Here is a 16,341-nt window from a genome sequence, read left to right as displayed (position 1 = left end):
CCCCGTTCGTCGTTTGGCCCTTGTCGTCAGGTGGGCAGTGGCCGCTGGTTGCGCCGCTTCTTCGCCTGGTCGTATGGCGGAGGCAGGTGGATCGGCGCGTCCACCATCTCGTGCGACTCCGCCGCCGGGTCGTCGGTGGTCATCTCGGCCAGTTGCTCGGCGTCGCCGTAGTCGAGCCTGTCGAACGGCAGTTGGCCGGGCAGTTCGGCGACAGGCTTCCAGGTGATCGGCGGGCCGTCCTCGGTCTGGTCATCATCCGTGGTCATGGCTGCCTCCTCTTACCGAAACGGTAGGGGGTGTCGATCACCGATGCGGGCGAATCGCGTTATATGGATCTATATCCTGTTCGCCCTTTAACCGACATCGAGTGTCCGCCGGTACAGGAAGAAGACCCGCTCGATCCGGGCACCCGCGCTGCCCGAGTAGAACGGCACCGGCCCCACCCAGCCGATCTGCGCCCGGTCCAGCCCTGCCGCCCGCTGGTCACGCAGGCAACGCCGCAGCAGGACCCCGCCGATGCCCGAACCCGCAGCAGCCGGCGCGGTGCCCATCGGCCCGAACCAACTCGGACGGGACGACCCGTACGCGGCGAAACCGAGCACCTCGCCGTCCCGCTCCGCAATGTGGCAACCGGCGCCCTCGCGACCCACCGACCCTGCCAACTCGCCGTCCCACGTGCCGCCGAAGGTGGACCGGGCGAACTCGGTCAGCGCCGGCAGGTCCGCCGGCTCCGCCCGGCGTACGGTGACGCCCTGCTCGGCAAGCCGCCGCTCCGCCGCCTCGGTGGACCGCAGTGCCGGCGAACCGTCGTACGACAGGTCGGCCGTCATGTTCCAGGCGGTCCGGTCCTGCCGGTAGCCCAGCGCGAGGGCGGCACAGATCGCCGGCGTGTAGCGGACGTCGATGCCCGGCCACGCGTAGTACGGCGGGTTGCCGGCAAGCAGCACCTCGGTCGCGCCGCGTTCGGCGAGCACCCGCTCGGCCCGCCTCAGGAGCGCGCGACCGACACCTCGGCGACGCTGCTCCGGCAGCACGGCCACCAGGTCGACGTGCCCGAGGGACGGGTCGCTCGACGACACCGAGCAGAGCAGCACGCCGACCAGGTCAGCACCCTGGTACGCGCCCAGCCCGACCACCGGCCGGCCGGCTGTGGCGGCCCGGGGCCACAGCACGTCCACGATGGCTGCCGCCTCGGTGGCGTCCTCCGCCAGGTCGAGAGCCTGTGCGCAGAGGCGTACCACGCTGGGAGCCAGGTCGGGAGTCAGCTCGGTGACGACGATCTCGGCGGTCATGGTGGCCGACCCTAGATCACCGCGCGTCGTGCCGCGTTCCCGCCCGCCGCGTTCCCGCCCACCGCGTTAGGAAGGGCCCCTTCCTATACACCAGGCGTTAATAAGGTGCCCTTCCTTAGGGCTGGGCGGCGCGGACAGCAGCGAAGGCATCGACCTGCCCCGCGCCCGTAACGTTGGCCGCGCCGCCGCAGGCGTCGGCCGGGTTGCCGGAACGGTAGGTCGTCGTCACCGGTGTGGCAGTGTCGCGCAGGATCTGCCGGGTCCGGGGCAGGTCACCGACCAGCGCCGGGTTCGCCGACCACATGAGCGCGACCACTCCCGCGACCTGCGGGGTCGCCATCGACGTGCCGTCCAGCGCCGCGTAGCCGCCGCCGGGCATTGCCGACACCACACCCACCCCCGGCGCCACCACATCCGGCTTGCCGTCGCCGCCCGGAACCGGTCCGCGCGAGGAGAACTCGGCCACCCGCCCCTGCGCGTCGACAGCACCCACGGTCAGCACGCTCGCGTACGGCGCGGGCGGGTCGTCGATCGACGCGCACCACGGGCCGGTGTTGCCAGCTGCGGCGACCACGAAGATGCCTGCGGCATCGAGCGCCGTGGCGGCCGGCAGCAGCGCAGCCGGGTCGCAGCCTTCGATGGGCGGGCAGCCCCACGAGTTGGTAAGCACCTGCGGTGCGCGTTCCGGGCGGCCGTCGGTGAACGGGTCGCCGCCGGCCGGGAAGGGGGCCAGCATGAACTGGAGGCAGTCCAGGTAGTGCCCGGGGCTACCCAGGTTGCGGTCCAGGTTGACGCAGCCGACCCACTGCGCGTCCGGGGCCACCCCGACGCCGGCCCGTCCCACAGCGCTACCGGTCGTGTGGGTGCCGTGCCCGCCCTTGTCGGTGGGGGTGCGGGTGCCGTTCCACGGGTCGTACCAGGAGTCGTCCCCGCCACGGAACCCGGCTCGCAGCGCCGGATGGCCACCGTCCACACCGGAATCGGAGCTGCCGACCACGATGCCCGAGCCGGTCACCCCGAGCTGCGACCAGACCTTGTCGGCGCCGATCTGCCTGATGTTCCACTCCGGGCCGGTGGGCGCCGGTGCGGTGCCCCGGGTCTGTCCCGCCGGGGCGGGCAGCGGTCGCAGTTGTTGGCTGACCAGTACACGGGCCACCTCGGGCCGCCGGGCCAGCCAGGCCCGCACGAACGGGCCGCCATCCACCTCCACGGCGTTCACCAGGTAGTACGAGACGGGGTCGAGTCGTAGCCGGTTGACGTCGCGGCGCAGGTCGGCCTGGGTCCGCTCGGCGGTGGCCACCAGCCGCCGGTAGACCTCCACCGCCCGCGCGTCCCGCCCGGCCCTCCCAGGCGTGGCGGCCGGCAGGTCGCTCAGGTCGGCCTGCTCGCGCAGGACCACGAGCAGCCGCTCGCCGTGCAGGCCGGGCTGGCCGGGGCCGACGTCCACGACGACCGCCGTCACCAGCAGCACCACGGCTGCCACCGCCGCGACCCGGCGGCTCGGGGTGCGTGCCTTCGGCCGGGCGAGCAGCACCGCGTACCCGATGGCGACCAGGACCGCGACGGCGAGCCCGGCACCAGCGGCGACCGCCACCCAGTACGGCACGTCGCGGGTGCCGACCAGCAGCAGGCTGATCTCTTCCGGGTCGGTGAACGCCAGCGGGCCGAGCACGGCCAGGCCCACCAGCCACCCGGTCGCGGCCCGACCGGCGTGCGTGGCGTCGGCCGGGTCGGCGGTAGGTCGCCAGGTCGCCGCCCACAGCGCGGCCAACGCGAAACCCGCAGGTGGCAGGGTCAGCAGGGCGGGCAACTGCGCACCGGACTGACCGACGCCGGCAGCCAGCAGCAGCAACGCCACCCCGGCTACCAGCCCACCGACAAGCACCAACCGGGTTGGGCGGGGCGGCCTACCGACAGCGAACGTCGACCAGAACGCAGCGTCGAACAGCGTCGCGGCCAGCACACCCACTGCGGCTGCCGCCAGCACGGCGAGCACCGTCTCCAGCAGCCCGCCGAGCGCGCCCAGCCAGACCCACGGCAGCAGCAGCGCCAAGCCGGCGGCGACCGCGAGCAGCGGCACCGGCCCGGGGCGGCGCGACTCCCGCCGCCGCCCGACCGGCTCCGCGACGCCGCCGACCTCGGGCCGCGCGGTGTGGCTGTCGCCGTGGGGAGCGGCGTCGGCGACCTCGGGCCGCGCGCTGTGAACGTCGCCGTGGGGAGCGGCGTCGGCGACCTCGGGCCGCGTGGCGTCGCTTTCTCCGTGGGGCGCCGCGCCGGCGATGGGGTTGGAAACCCTGGGGTACGCCCGACGGCGCGCCGACCAGCGCACGGCGAACGCGCCGAGCAGCGCCGAGCCGGCAAGCCCGGCGAGGTACGCCTCGTGGTGCACCGGCGGCACTACCCGCAGCACAGTGAACACCCCACTGGCCAGCGCGGCGACCAGCCAGACCCATCCGGTGGCCCGGACCGCGGCAGAGCGGGGCAACACGGTCAACAGCAGGGCGGGTGTGCCCACCAGCACGACGGTTGCCAGACCCAGCACCGGCCAGAGCCAGCCGACCCGGTCCAGCCCGAAGGCCAGCAGCACCTGGTCGGTGACCCAGCCACCGGCCTGGGTTCCCACGGTGACCGCTACCGTCCAGCAGCCCGCCAGCACGGCCGCGACGACCGGCCACGGGCTGGGCCGGGGCGCCGCCCACGGCTGGTAGGGCGGTGGTTGACCAGCGGGTGACGCAGAGCCGACCTGCATGACTCGCACAGTACGGGGCGAGCGCCGCATGTCGACCGGTGACCACGGCGGTTACGGTGGACGGGTGCGTGACCCCAACATCTCCCGATCGGTCGCCGGACAGCTCTCCCCGGCCCGCCGCACCGCTGACCTGCGCCGACTGCGCGCGGAACGCTTCGACGTGCTGGTCATCGGAGGCGGAGTGACAGGTGCGGGCGCGGCTCTGGACGCGGCGTCCCGAGGGCTCAAGGTCGCCCTGGTCGAGGCACGCGATCTCGCCTCCGGCACGTCCAGCCGTTCCAGCAAACTGATCCACGGCGGGCTGCGCTACCTGGAGCAGTTGGAGTTCCACCTGGTCCACGAGGCGCTTACCGAGCGCGGTCTGCTGGCGACCCGGCTCGCGCCACACCTCGTTCGCCCGGTGCCGTTCCTGGTGCCGCTGCCGGCGGGTCGAGGTCTGCGGGACCTGCCCGCCCGGATCTTCCGCCGCTCGTACTACGGCGCCGGTGTGGCCACGTACGACGCGTTCGCTGGTCTCTTCGGCGGTGGCCGAGGCATGCCGCTGCACCGGCACCTGACCCGGGAGGGTGCTCGGCGGATCTTCCCGAGCCTGCGGGCCGATGCGCTGGCCGGGGCGATCCGCTACTACGACGGGCAGGTCGACGACGCCCGGCTGGTGGTCACCCTGGCCCGTACCGCCGCCAGCCTCGGCGCCACGGTGGTCAGCAGCACCCGTGCTGTCGGGTTGATCCGGCAGGCGCGGGAGGTCACCGGCGTCCGGGTGCGTGACCTTGAGGCGCCGGCCGGGTCGCCGGATGCCGAGTTCGAGGTGCAGGCCCGTACGGTGATCGCCGCCACCGGCGTGTGGAGCGACGACATGTCCCGGATGCTCAACGACGTGGGACTGCGGCCCGGCATCCGGGTACGCGCCTCGAAGGGGGTGCACCTGGTGGTGCCGCGCTCGGCGATCACCGGTGAGACGGGGCTCATCCTGCGTACGGCGCGCTCGGTGCTCTTCGTCATCCCGTGGGGCGGGCACTGGATCATCGGCACCACCGACACCGACTGGCGACTGGACAGGTCCCACCCGGCGGCCTCGGCCAGCGACATCGAGTACCTGTTGCAGCAGGTGAACACCGTGCTCGACAGGCCGTTGACCACCGCCGACATCGAGGGCGTCTACGCCGGGCTGCGGCCGTTGCTGGCCGGTGAGGCCGACTCGACCTCGAAGCTCTCCCGCGAGCACGCCGTGTTCGAGCCGATGCTCGGGCTGATGCTTGTTGCCGGGGGCAAGTACACGACGTACCGGGTGATGGCCTCGGACGTTGTCGACAGGGCGGTACGCCGGTTGGGTGGCGGCCGTGCGTCGCGTACCGCCGATCTGCCGCTGCTCGGCGCGGACGGCTATCCGGCGCTGTGGCGCGACCGTGCCGACCTGGCGCGCCGGCACGGTGTGCCGGTGGGTGTCCTGGAGCACCTGCTCGAGCGGTACGGCAGCCTCACACTGGACCTGCTCGCCATGATCGACGCCGATCCGTTGCTCGCGTCACCGCTGGCCGGGGCTCCGGAGTACCTGGCCGCCGAGGTCGCGTACGCGGCTCGGGCCGAGGGTGCGCTGCACCTGGAGGATGTCCTGACCCGGCGGACCCGGATCTCCTTCGAGACGAGTCACCGTGGCCTGGAGTCGGCGGAGCACGCCGCCGAGCTGATGGGCGGTGTGCTCGGTTGGGACGCGGCGACCCGGGCCCGCGAGGTCGAGCACTACCGCGTGCGGGTGCAGGCGGAGCGGCAGTCCCAGTTGATGCCTGACGACGCCGCCGCCGACGCGGCACGGTTGGGCGCACCGGACGTCAGGGGTTACGCCGCGGATCGGGGTGGCGATGATCAGGCAGAGTTGCGTCCGTCCGCTCGGTGATGAAAAATACGTTACCAAGGGGTAACTATCGATTCTCCCCCCAATGGCGGTTTCGGACCCTACCGACGGTGGGGTAGGTTCCGCGCGTGCCTTACCGTGCGCACTCCCGACTACTTCCGCTCCTGCTCGCCGCGGTGCTCACCAGCGTCCTGACCGGTTGTTCGCTTTTCGACAGGGATGCCTCCGCCGGGCCGGCCGCGCAACCACCAGCCGGTACGGCGGCGGGTGGGTCGGAGCCCGAGATCCCGACAACTGTCGCCGTGGGACAGGTCAGCCTGCTGCAACGGCTCGGCGCGGATGGTCCGCTGCGCACCCTGAGCGTCGAGCGGGACGGCAGTTGGCGGTGCCTCGACTGTGCCGGCGACGGGGTCACCTCGCGGGGCAGGCTCGCGCCGGAGCAGACCGCACGGCTTCAGGTGCTGCTGGCCGATCCGGCGCTGGCCAACGAGACCGACCAGGTCCGGCGGTACCGGACGACCTGCATCGACGCGCTCACCTCGAGCCTGCTCACCTCCTCCGGGCTGATCACCTCGCAGGACTGCCCGGGTGAGGAGCGCACGACAGTGGCGGGGGAGATCCTGCTGTTGCTCACCCAGGCGACCCCGGCCGAGGTCGAGGGCTGATCCACCGCTCTGCGCGGGTCAGAGCACCTTGCCCGGGTTGAGCAGCCCGGCCGGGTCCAGCGCCGACTTGATCGCCTGGTGCACCCGGACGCCGACCGGCCCGATCTCCGCGGCCAGCCAGTCCCGCTTGAGCAACCCCACCCCGTGCTCGCCGGTGCAGGTGCCACCCAGGTCCAGGCCGAGCCGCATGATCTCGTCGAACGCCCGCCGGCCCCGCTCCACGCTCGCCGGGTCGGCCCGGTCGACAACGATGTTCGGGTGCATGTTGCCGTCCCCGGCGTGCCCCACCACGCCGATCGGCACCGCGCACTCAGCAGCGATCCGGGCCACCCCGTCCAGCAGTGCGGCGAGCGATCCGCGCGGCACCGCCACGTCGTCGATCACCAGGCCGCCGTTGCCGCCCGGGTAGGCGTCGGCCGCGAACTTCTCCATCGCCGGGTGCGCCAACCGTCGGGCCTGGAGCAGGGCTGCGGCCTCCACCGCGTCGGTGGCCGCGTACACCTCGTCGGCGCCGGCCGCCTCGCACACCTCGGCCAGGGCGGCCAGGTCGTCGGCCGCCCGGCTGCCGGTGTCGGCGGCGGCCAGCAGCAGTGCCTGGGCGTCGGTCCGCAACCCCATCGGCTGGTACGCCTCGATCGCCCGCAGGTGGGTCTGGTCCAGCAACTCCAGCAGGCTGGGGGTCAGCCCGCGGGCCGCGATCTCGGCCACCGCCGCGCCGGCCGCCGCCGTGGACGGGAAGACCGCCACCAGGGTCAACGACTCCGCCGGTGCGGGCCGGAGAGAGACAGTCACCTCGGTGATCACCCCGAGGGTGCCCTCCGAGCCGACGAAGAGCCGCGTCAGGTCGTAGCCGGCAACCCCCTTTGCGGTACGCCGGCCGGTGCGCAGCACCTCGCCGGAGGCGAGCACCACCTCAAGGCCGAGCACGTATTCGGTGGTCACCCCGTACTTGACGCAGCACATGCCGCCCGCGTTCGTGGCCACGTTGCCGCCGATGGTGGACGACTCCCAGGAGCCGGGGTCCGGCGGGTACCAGAGCCCCTGCTTGGCCACCGCCGCGGCAAGCGTCGCGTTGACCACCCCCGGCTGGACCACCGCGATCCGGCTCACCGGGTCGATCTCCCGGATCTCGTTCATCGCGACGGTGCTGAGCACCACCGCGCCGTCCACGGCGTTCGCCGCGCCGGCCAGGCCGGTCCGCGCGCCCTGCGGCACCACAGGTACGCCGTACCGCGCCGCCGCCCGGACCACAGCGACGACCTGCTCGGTGCTGCTCGGGCGGGTCACCACAAGCGGCATCCCGGCGGCGCAGAGGTCGGCCTCGTCGCGCTGGTGCATGCGCAGCAGGTCCGGGTCGGTGAGCACGGCGTTCTCGCCCAGAGCGGCGCGCAGGTCGTCGAGGAGTCCGGTGGTGGAGGCCATGCAGCCGAGGCTAGGTCGCCGGTGGCCGATCATCAACATGATCAACTCTGCGGGATAACTTGGGCGCATGCTCTACCTGGACCAGCCCGCCTGGCCGTGGCGCGGCCGACTCTGGTCACACCTGATCAGCGACGTCTCCTACGCCGAGTTGCACGCCTTCGCCGAGGTGTTGGGCGCACCCCGGCGTGGCTTCGACCGCGACCACTACGACATACCGGCCGACCGGTTCGAGTCGGCGGTGTGGCTCGGAGCGCGGGTGGTGCCGAGCCGGGAGGTGGTCCGGTTACTCCGCGACGCCGGCCTGCGCCGCCCGAAGCACCTGGTCAGTCCGCGAGCATCGACGGCCCGTTGAGGCTGGCCAGTTCCCGGCGCAGGTTGTCCCGGGCCGGCTGCTCCCAGCGGTCGGCGAGAGGGGGCAGCCGGAACAGCTCGGGCAGCGCCAGCAGCCCGGTGAGGACGCCGGCCCGGCCCGTCCGGAAGGCCGGCTCGGGCACGTGCGCGTACTCCTGCCGGATCGCCGCCGCGTAGCGGTCGTAGGCGGCCGGCGGCGCGGCCAGCACGGCGAGGTCCGCGTCGCAGAGCAGGGCGCCGTTCGAGTCGGCGGGCCCCACCGCGTGCTCGGCGGTGAGCAGCACGAGCCGCCGTACCTCGGCCGTAGCCGCCTCCGGCACCCCGAGCCCGCTGAGCAGGTCGGCGGCCAGCTCGGCGCTGGCCCGTTCATTGCTGTCGCCGGCGGCCCGGGGATCGTAGATCGCGTCGTGGCACCAGGCGGCCAGGCGGACCAGGTCGGCCCGCTCGGCCAGCGCGGCATGCCGGTCCACCACATCGAGTACGGCGGTCAGGTGCGCCACAGTGTGGTAGCGCCTGTGCGGTTCCCGCCACCGGGTGAGCAGCTGCTCCCCGGCCCGGGCCGCGGCATCGTCACAGGTCGCCCCGGCACCCCGGGCTGCCGCCCGCCACCGGCCCAGCAGATCGGTCACCGTCCGAGTTTGCCGCAATCCGTCCCCGGTGCGCGGGGCGGGAGGATTCAGCGCGCCCGCCACGGGTAGTCGCGCCCATGGCAGTGGCCCGCGACAAGAGACCGCCGATGGTGCGCCGCGCCCCGTTGCGGGAAGGTCTGGTGGACGTCGACGGTGCCCGCATCGCCGAGGTCACCGAGGAACTGCGCCACCGCAGCCGGGCCACACTGCACGACCGGCTGCACCGGGTACGGATGGCCGGTGGGCTGGCCGTCCAGGCCGGGCTGGCCGCCGGACTGGCGTACCTGATCTCGCACAAGCTACTCGGCAACCCGCAGCCGGTCTTCGGGCCGATCTCCGCAGTCGGCACCCTGGCCGCGTCTGTCGGGCAACGATTCCGCCGGACCGTGGAGCTGATCCTCGGAGTGGCGATCGGGGTGGCGATCGGCGACATCCTGATCTACCTGGTCGGCACCGGGGCGTGGCAGCTCGGCCTGGTGGTCACGGTGGCGATCCTGCTCACCATCTTCGCGGGCGCCAGCGTGGCCATCGTCATCCAGGCGGCGGCCACGGCGGTGCTGATCGTGACGCTGAGCCCTTCCACGGAGGATCTGGAGATCCCGCGCTTCATCGACGCGTTCCTCGGCGGCGGGGTCGCGCTGCTGGTGACGGCGGTCCTGCTGCCGCTCAACCCGCTGCGGGTGATCAATCGCGCCGCCCGGCCGGCGCTGGACCTGCTCGCCGACCAACTCGACGCCGCCGCCGACGGGTTGCGCAAACGGGACCGCGACGCCACCCAACGGGCACTGGACCGGATGCGCAACAACAAGGAGGAGTTGGCCACCCTGGCCGAGGCGATCGAGGGCGCGAAGGAGACGGCCACCCTCTCGCCGGCCCGCTGGCACCGCCGTAGCGAGCTGACCCACTACGCGGAGGCGGCCGACCCGATCGACCGGGCGATGCGCAACACCGGCACACTCATCCGCCGGTCCGTCACCCTTATCGAGGACGACGAGCCCGTGCCGGAGCCGATGCCGGACGGCATCGAGCACCTCGCCGAGGCGGTCCGGCTGCTCAAGCATGAGTTCGCGTCCAGCCAGGAGCCGCAGAAGGCGCGGGAGCGGTCGTTGCGGGCGGTAAGCGAGGCCGGCCGGGCGTACGGCGCCGGGGTGGGCTTCTCCGGCAGCGTGGTTGTCGCGCAGATCCGTACGACGGCAAGTGACCTGCTCGTGGCGTCCGGGATCGAGCAGGACGAGGCGAACCGGTGGATCCGCACCGCGTTCGGCGAGCAGGAGAGGCCGGTCGGTGAGCCGGCCGAGCCGGGCGAGGCACCGAAGCCACCCACCGCGCCGCCCATCGGCTGAGCGCGCAGCCCGGCGTCAGTGCCGGCCGCATGGCTGTGGATGCGACCGGAACAGCAGGCGGCGGATGGCTACGCTGACCGCATGGCCGACACCCCGCCCGGTGCACCCCTGCCGTCGTTGCCGCCCGCGCCCGCGACCCCACCCGGCGGCGAGGCGCCCCGGATGCCGTTGCGCCGACTTGGCTGGCGACGGTTCCTGGTGCTGGCCGGGGTGGTGCTGCTCATCGCCGCGTGCGCGGTCTTCATGCTCTTCACGCTCGGGCAGTCGCTCGGCGCGCAGGCGCTGCTGATCGGTGTGGTCGCCGCGATCCTGCCGGTGCCGGTGCTCGTCGCCTGCTTCCTCTGGCTGGACCGGTACGAGCCCGAACCACTGAAGTACCTGATCTTCTGCTTCACCTGGGGAGCCTTCGTCTCCACCGCCGCCTCGCTCACAGTGAACGAGTTCTCGGCCGCCCAGTTCGCCGACAGGGGGCTGCCGGTCGCGCTCACCGGGGTGCTTGTGGCGCCGTTCATCGAGGAGTTGACGAAGGCCCTCGGCCCGATCCTGCTGCTGGTGTTCCGCCGCCGTGAGTGGTCCGGGATCACCGACGGCCTCGTCTACTGCGGGCTCTCCGCTGTCGGCTTCGCCATGGTGGAGAACATCCTCTACCTGGGCGGGCACGGTTATGCGGCAGGCGCCGACCAGTACGGCCCGGCGACCGGCACCCAACAGGTCATCGCCATCTTCATCGTCCGGATCCTCCTGTTCGGGTTCGCCCATCCGCTCTTCACCTCGATGGCCGGTGTGGGGCTGGGCATCGCGGCCCGTACCGCCGACCGTCGGGTCCGGGTGCTCGCCCCCATCGCCGGCCTGCTGCTGGCGATGATCCTGCACGGCACCTGGAACCTGCTGCCCACGCTGACCCAGGCCACCGGCGAGGTAGTGATCATGTTGTACGGCTTCCTCAGCCTCATGGTCCCGGTGTTCTTCGGCATGGTCGGGCTCGCGCTGTGGCTGCGTGCGTGGGAGGGCCGGCTCACCGAGCGGAGATTGCCTGACTACGTGCGCGCGGGCTGGCTCAGCCCACCCGAGGTGGCCGCGCTCAGCAGCCTCGGCCGTCGCCACGCGGCCCGCAGTTGGGCACGCCGGGTCGCCGGAGACGCCGGTGTACGGGCGATGCGGGGGTACCAGTTCGCCGCCACCCGACTGGCTCTGCTGCGCGACGGCACGTTGCGGGGCCTGGACCGCAAGCCCGCCGACCAGGAGCGGACCGCCGCCGAGGAGCGGCAGTTGCTGGAGCAGATCACCGCGTACCGGTCGTTCTTCGTGGGCCGGGACCCGCAGGCACCGGTAGGGGTCTGGGACGGAAGCCGCTACCACCTGCGCTTCCCGGACGGTACGCAGCGCCCGGTGGAGGCTCCCGACGAGCCTGTGGTGCCGATTCCGGTGGTGCTGGCCCCGCCGCCGCCTCCGCCCGGATACGGACCGCCCGGATACGGACCGCCCGGGTACGCGCCGCCCGGCTGGCCCGGTGCACGCCCGCCGGCGCCCTGGCCGCCCGCTCACCGCTGACGGCGGTCGGTGCGGCGGCGGTCGGTGCGGCGGCGAGCGGCGCTCAGGTCATCAGGGTGGTGAGGAAGTCACCGAGCCCCTGGGCCATCGCCATCAGCGCGGCCCCGATCGCCTTGAACAACTGCGCGGCGCCATCCGGCCGGAACGCCATGAAGTAGATCAGGAACGCGACGCTGCCCCAGGTCAGCAGCTTCTTCACGAATACCGGCATCGTCCCTCCCCAGGGCAACGGTCGCCGGCTGGCTTCCCCGCGTGGGGCCGGGCAAACGGTGCAGGGTGCAGAGTGCCTGCGCGGCTCGGTGGCCGAAAAGTGCCTAGAGGTAGAGGCCGGTTGAGTCGTTCTCGACGCGCTCGGCTGCCACGGCGTGCACGTCGCGCTCGCGCAGCAGCACGTACCCGCGCCCGTGCAGCTCGACCTCGGAGCGGTCGTCGGGGTCGAAGAGCACCCGGTCGCCGGAGACGATGGCGCGGACGTTCGGCCCCACACCGACGGCGGTGGCCCAGGCGAGACGCTTGCCGACCGCCGCTGTCGCCGGGATGACGATGCCAGCGGTGGAGCGCCGCTCGCCCTCGCTGCCGTCCATCCGTACCAGCACGCGGTCGTGCAGCAGGCGGATCGGCAGGCCGGAGTCGAAATCCTGGTCGGCGGTCACGGGGAGACGCTACCGTGTCGCCGACGACCCGCCGCCGGTGGTTACGCCAGAGGTGGTGGGGGCACTGTGTGGCGGAACTGTCCTAGGGTGTCGGGACGGACGTATGCTGTGCGACCTGTCACCGTGGGCGGGCCGGACTTTTCTGCCAGGAGGTGCGCTTGAGCCGCTTCGAGCAGGTACGCGGGCGGCTCCGCCGCGCCTACCAGTCGAGCCGGGATTCCGTACGCTCCGACCAGCAGAAGCCGAGCGACGTGCCGGAGACGGCCGGAGTGGCCTCGCCCGCCGTGCCGGGGCCGGTCGCGCCGCCGGCAGCCACGGTCGTCGGTGCCGAGCCCGCGATGGACCTGCACAGCTCGACGTCCAGTCGCGATGACGCGGATGTGCCGCACGGGCTGCGGATCGCCGCGGCCTGGTGCTGGCGCCTGATCGTCATCGGGGTGGTGGCCTGGGCGCTGCTCCGGGTCGTCGGCACGATCAAGATCGTGATCATTCCGCTGGCCATCGCGCTGCTGCTGTCGGCGCTGCTCGCGCCGGCGGTGGGCTGGCTGCTGCGGGCCCGGCTGCCCCGGTCGCTGGCGACCGCGGTGGTGCTGGTCGGCGGCCTGGCGGCTGTCATCGGCACGCTGACCTTCGTGGTCAACGAGTTCATTCAGGGTGTGCCGGAGTTGAGCGCGAAGTCCTCCGAGGGCGTCCGGCAGATCCAGAACTGGTTCAAGACCGGCCCGCTGCACCTCTCCGACAGCCAGTTCGACCGCTACATCGCCGAGGCGCAGAGCTGGATCAACGACAACACCTCGAAGTTCACAAGCGGCGCGCTGAGCACCGCCGCGACGCTGGCGGAGGTGCTGACCGGCGCCCTGCTGGTGCTCTTCGCCACGTTCTTCTTCCTGCGTGACGGCAACCGCATCTGGCGTTTCCTCGTACGGCTGCTGCCGGTGGCCGCCCGCTGGAAGGTCGACGACGCCGGTCGGGCCTCCTGGCAGACCCTCGTCGCGTACGTCCGCGCGACAGTGCTCGTGGCGTTCATCGACGCGGTCGGCATCGGCATCTTCCTTGTCATCTTCGACATCCCGTTCGCGTTCCCGCTGGCGGCGCTGGTGTTCCTCGGCGCGTTCATCCCGATCGTCGGCGCCACGCTCTCCGGCGGTGTGGCGGTGCTGGTGGCGCTTGTCGACAGCGGGCCGGTCACCGCGCTGATCATCCTGGGTGTGGTGATCGGTGTGCAGCAGGTGGAAGGGCACGTGCTCCAGCCGCTGATCATGGGTCGGGCGGTGGCCATCCATCCGCTCGCGGTGATCATCGGTATCGCCGCCGGCGTGGTACTGGCCGGCATCACCGGCGCGCTGGTCTCGGTGCCCCTGATCGCCGTACTCAATACGGCCGTGCGCCGACTGGCCGCCCGTACCGTGCCGGACACCCCACCGGACGCCGTGGTCGTCGCCTCACAAGCTCCCTGAGGCCGGCGCCGCGCCGGCCGGACAAGCCCGACGCGCGCGCCGCGCCGCCGCAGGGCGTGCAGTGGGCGGGGCGCGCCGTCAGGAGCTGGCTAGGCGTTCCAGGGCGCCGCGGGCGACCTCGGGTCGTGTCGTGTACCAGAACGGTGGCAGCGAACGACGCAGGAACGGCCCGTAGCCCCGGGCCGTCTCCAGCCGGGAGTCGAGCACCGCGACGACCCCCCGGTCGCCTGTCGCCCGGATGAGCCGGCCCACGCCCTGCGCCAGCCGGACCGCCGCGATCGGCACGCTTACCGCGGCGAAGCCGGAACCGCCGCCCGCGTCGACTGCTGCGGCACGCGCCGCCGCCAGGGGCTCGTCCGGCCGGGGGAAGGGCAGCCGGTCGATGACCACCAACTGGCAGGCGTCGCCCGGCACGTCCACCCCCTGCCACAGCGACATCACCCCGAACAGGCAGCTGGAGCGCTCCTCGCGGAACCGACGCACCAGCAGCGGCAACGCCTCCTCGCCCTGCAACAGCACCGGCAGGTCGGTGCGCGCGCGCAGCAGCTCCGCCGCCTGCTGCGCGGCCCGCCGCGACGAGAACAACCCGAGGGTACGTCCACCGAGCGCCTCGACGAGCCCGAGCAGTTCCTCCCCGGCGGCCTCGGGCAGCCCGGAGACGCTGGGGCGGGGCAGGTGCGCAGCGACGTACAGGATGCCCTGCCGGGCGTAGTCGAAGGGCGACCCCACGTCCAGCGACCGCCAGCCCGGACCTTCGGTGGCCGGCACTACCGCGCCCGGATTGGTGTCGCCGGCCAGGCGACGGCCGGGCGCCTCGGCGGCGGGGCGGCCCGGTGCGGTGCGGGCGGCCAGCGCGGCGGCGGCCGGCGTCGGCGGTGCGGGCGGGGGCGCGTCCAGGCCGAGGGCGCGAGCCACGGTGTCGAACCGGCCGCCGAGCGCCAGTGTGGCCGACGTGGCGACCACTGTGCGCTCGTCGTACAGGTGGGTGGCGAGCGTGCCGGCCACCGACAGCGGCGCGACCACCAGGGCCCGGCGGCTGCCGCTGTCGTTCTTCTCCACCCAGGCCACGTCGTGGTCGGCCTCCTCCAGCAGCCGCTGGGCGGTCGTCGACAGGTCGTCCAACGCGGCCTTGGCCTGCTGCTTGCGGACCGGGTCGGGGTCGTCGGACTTGACGTCGCCGATGGCGTCCAGGGCGGCGCGGGTGGCCGCGTCGAGCAGCGTGCACGCCTCCCGTAGCGGCGTCGGCAGCCCGGCGGTGAGACGCCCGGCCGGTGCTTCGGCCAGCCCGACGGCGAGCGCGTCACCGGCCGCGGTGAGCGCCTCGGCGGTCTCCGGTCGCAGCAGCGGGCGTGCGCGGCGGGTGGACCTGTCGATCAGCTCCGGGACCAGCTCCGCCTGGGCGGCCGACGAGACCCGGTCGGCCAGCTCGTGCGCCTCGTCGACGATGAGCAGCTTGTGCGGCGGCACGATGTGGCGTTCGGCGAGCATGTCGACGGCGAGCAGGCTGTGGTTTGTCACAACGATGTCGGCCTCCCGGGCGCGCGCCCGGGACGCCTCGGCGAAGCACTCCTGCCCGAACGGGCAGCGGGTCGCCCCGACACACTCGCGGGCCGGCATCGACACCAGCCGCCAGGCCTGATCGTCGACGCCCGGGTCCAGCTCGTCGCGGTCGCCGGTGGCGGTCCGCTCGGCCCAGCCGCGCAACCGCTCGATCTGCTTGCCCAGCCGACTCGCCTCGCCCAGCCATTTCGTTCCGCCGCCGGGCCGGGCGGGCGGGGTGTCGAAGAGGGTGTCCTCCGGCTCGTCCTCGGTGGAGTTGTCAAGTCGGGCCAGGCAGAGGTAGTGGTGCCGGCCCTTGAGCACCGCGAACGTGGGCCGGCGGCCGAGCAGCGGCTCGACCGCGTCGGCCAGCCGGGGCAGGTCGTGGTCGACGAGTTGGGACTGCAACGCCAGCGTGGCCGTGGAGACCACGACCGGGCCGTCCACGGTGAGCGCCGGCGCGAGATAGGCGAGCGACTTGCCGGTGCCCGTGCCGGCCTGGACGAGCAGGTGCTCGCCGCTCGTCACACACTCCTCGATAGCGGTGGTCATCTGCTGCTGGCCGGGGCGCGCCGCGCCGCCGGGGACCGCGCCGACCGCCGCCGCCAGCAGCTCGGTGCCGCTGGGCCGGGCACCCCGCCGCCGGCTTCCGGCACGGGCCGACGGGGTGGCGGAACCGGTGGCGGTGCGGGGCGGAGTCACCGTGCGACGGTACCCGCCGCGCCCGACACCGGCTGCGCCCATCCGCCCGCGTGGCGCGCAGCCGACCGGTAGGTCGTTTCGGTGGTAGCCGTCCGGTTACGGCGGCACTACGAGGCGTGGGCGGTATCGGTTAAGG

14 protein-coding genes are annotated in these 16,341 nt (G+C 73.0%); 6 read left to right on the top strand and 8 right to left on the bottom strand.

Going from position 1 to position 16,341, the window contains the following annotated elements; genetic code table 11:
- Positions 1-26: 26 nt before the first annotated feature.
- From ADK66_RS11825 to ADK66_RS11815, 3 genes are all read right to left on the bottom strand, one after another.
- Entirely contained in the window at positions 27-266 is a 240-nt protein-coding gene (locus ADK66_RS11825; protein WP_053654332.1) for a hypothetical protein, read from the bottom strand.
- An 87-nt stretch (positions 267-353) separates the two neighbouring features.
- Complete coding sequence (locus ADK66_RS11820) at positions 354-1,292, bottom strand: GNAT family N-acetyltransferase (RefSeq protein ID WP_053654330.1); 939 nt, start codon at positions 1,290-1,292, stop codon at positions 354-356.
- Between the two features lie 115 nt (positions 1,293-1,407).
- A complete protein-coding gene (locus tag ADK66_RS11815; protein ID WP_053654328.1) occupies positions 1,408-4,041 on the bottom strand; it encodes a S8 family serine peptidase in 2,634 nt (877 codons plus the stop codon).
- Between the two features lie 79 nt (positions 4,042-4,120).
- Between ADK66_RS11815 and ADK66_RS11810 the strand changes: the two genes are divergently transcribed.
- Positions 4,121-5,935, top strand: coding sequence for a glycerol-3-phosphate dehydrogenase/oxidase (locus ADK66_RS11810; protein ID WP_197281504.1), 1,815 nt, complete (start codon positions 4,121-4,123; stop codon positions 5,933-5,935).
- An 86-nt stretch (positions 5,936-6,021) separates the two neighbouring features.
- Positions 6,022-6,558, top strand: a complete 537-nt coding sequence (locus ADK66_RS11805; RefSeq protein WP_053654324.1) for a hypothetical protein — start codon at positions 6,022-6,024, stop codon at positions 6,556-6,558.
- Between the two features lie 18 nt (positions 6,559-6,576).
- Here the strand turns inward: ADK66_RS11805 and ADK66_RS11800 are convergent, their stop codons facing one another.
- Complete coding sequence (locus ADK66_RS11800) at positions 6,577-7,980, bottom strand: FAD-binding oxidoreductase (RefSeq protein ID WP_053654322.1); 1,404 nt, start codon at positions 7,978-7,980, stop codon at positions 6,577-6,579.
- A 67-nt stretch (positions 7,981-8,047) separates the two neighbouring features.
- Between ADK66_RS11800 and ADK66_RS11795 the strand changes: the two genes are divergently transcribed.
- Positions 8,048-8,332, top strand: coding sequence for a DUF4031 domain-containing protein (locus tag ADK66_RS11795; RefSeq protein ID WP_053654320.1), 285 nt, complete (start codon positions 8,048-8,050; stop codon positions 8,330-8,332).
- Here ADK66_RS11795 and ADK66_RS11790 read toward each other — a convergent pair.
- Complete coding sequence (locus ADK66_RS11790; protein WP_053654318.1) at positions 8,304-8,960, bottom strand: metal-dependent phosphohydrolase; 657 nt, start codon at positions 8,958-8,960, stop codon at positions 8,304-8,306. The genes ADK66_RS11795 and ADK66_RS11790 overlap by 29 nt on opposite strands.
- Before the next feature lie 107 nt (positions 8,961-9,067).
- On the opposite strand from ADK66_RS11790, the gene ADK66_RS11785 reads away from it, so the two are divergent.
- Together ADK66_RS11785 and ADK66_RS11780 are read left to right on the top strand one after the other, a co-directional pair.
- Positions 9,068-10,303, top strand: coding sequence for an aromatic acid exporter family protein (locus ADK66_RS11785; RefSeq protein ID WP_053655025.1), 1,236 nt, complete (start codon positions 9,068-9,070; stop codon positions 10,301-10,303).
- 39 nt (positions 10,304-10,342) lie between these two features.
- Positions 10,343-11,854, top strand: coding sequence for a PrsW family intramembrane metalloprotease (locus ADK66_RS11780; protein WP_082377403.1), 1,512 nt, complete (start codon positions 10,343-10,345; stop codon positions 11,852-11,854).
- A gap of 43 nt (positions 11,855-11,897) precedes the next feature.
- On the opposite strand, the gene ADK66_RS31860 is transcribed toward ADK66_RS11780, so the two are convergent.
- The gene (locus ADK66_RS31860; RefSeq protein ID WP_167946833.1) at positions 11,898-12,065 is read right to left on the bottom strand and encodes a hypothetical protein; all 168 of its coding nucleotides are present in this window, start codon (positions 12,063-12,065) and stop codon (positions 11,898-11,900) included.
- A gap of 103 nt (positions 12,066-12,168) precedes the next feature.
- The gene (locus ADK66_RS11775) at positions 12,169-12,507 is read right to left on the bottom strand and encodes a co-chaperone GroES (protein WP_053654316.1); all 339 of its coding nucleotides are present in this window, start codon (positions 12,505-12,507) and stop codon (positions 12,169-12,171) included.
- Between the two features lie 152 nt (positions 12,508-12,659).
- On the opposite strand from ADK66_RS11775, the gene ADK66_RS11770 reads away from it, so the two are divergent.
- Positions 12,660-13,964 (top strand): AI-2E family transporter, encoded by a 1,305-nt coding sequence (locus tag ADK66_RS11770; protein WP_053654313.1) that lies wholly within the window; start codon positions 12,660-12,662, stop codon positions 13,962-13,964.
- A gap of 78 nt (positions 13,965-14,042) precedes the next feature.
- Here the strand turns inward: ADK66_RS11770 and ADK66_RS11765 are convergent, their stop codons facing one another.
- Positions 14,043-16,247, bottom strand: coding sequence for an ATP-dependent DNA helicase (locus ADK66_RS11765; protein ID WP_197281490.1), 2,205 nt, complete (start codon positions 16,245-16,247; stop codon positions 14,043-14,045).
- Positions 16,248-16,341: the final 94 nt, after the last annotated feature.

Source organism: Micromonospora sp. NRRL B-16802, from assembly GCF_001279555.1.
In the GTDB taxonomy this organism is placed as follows: Bacteria; Actinomycetota; Actinomycetes; order Mycobacteriales; family Micromonosporaceae; genus Micromonospora; species Micromonospora profundi.
Note: the sequence above shows the minus strand (reverse complement) of the source record. Positions and strands in the feature narration are given on the sequence as shown.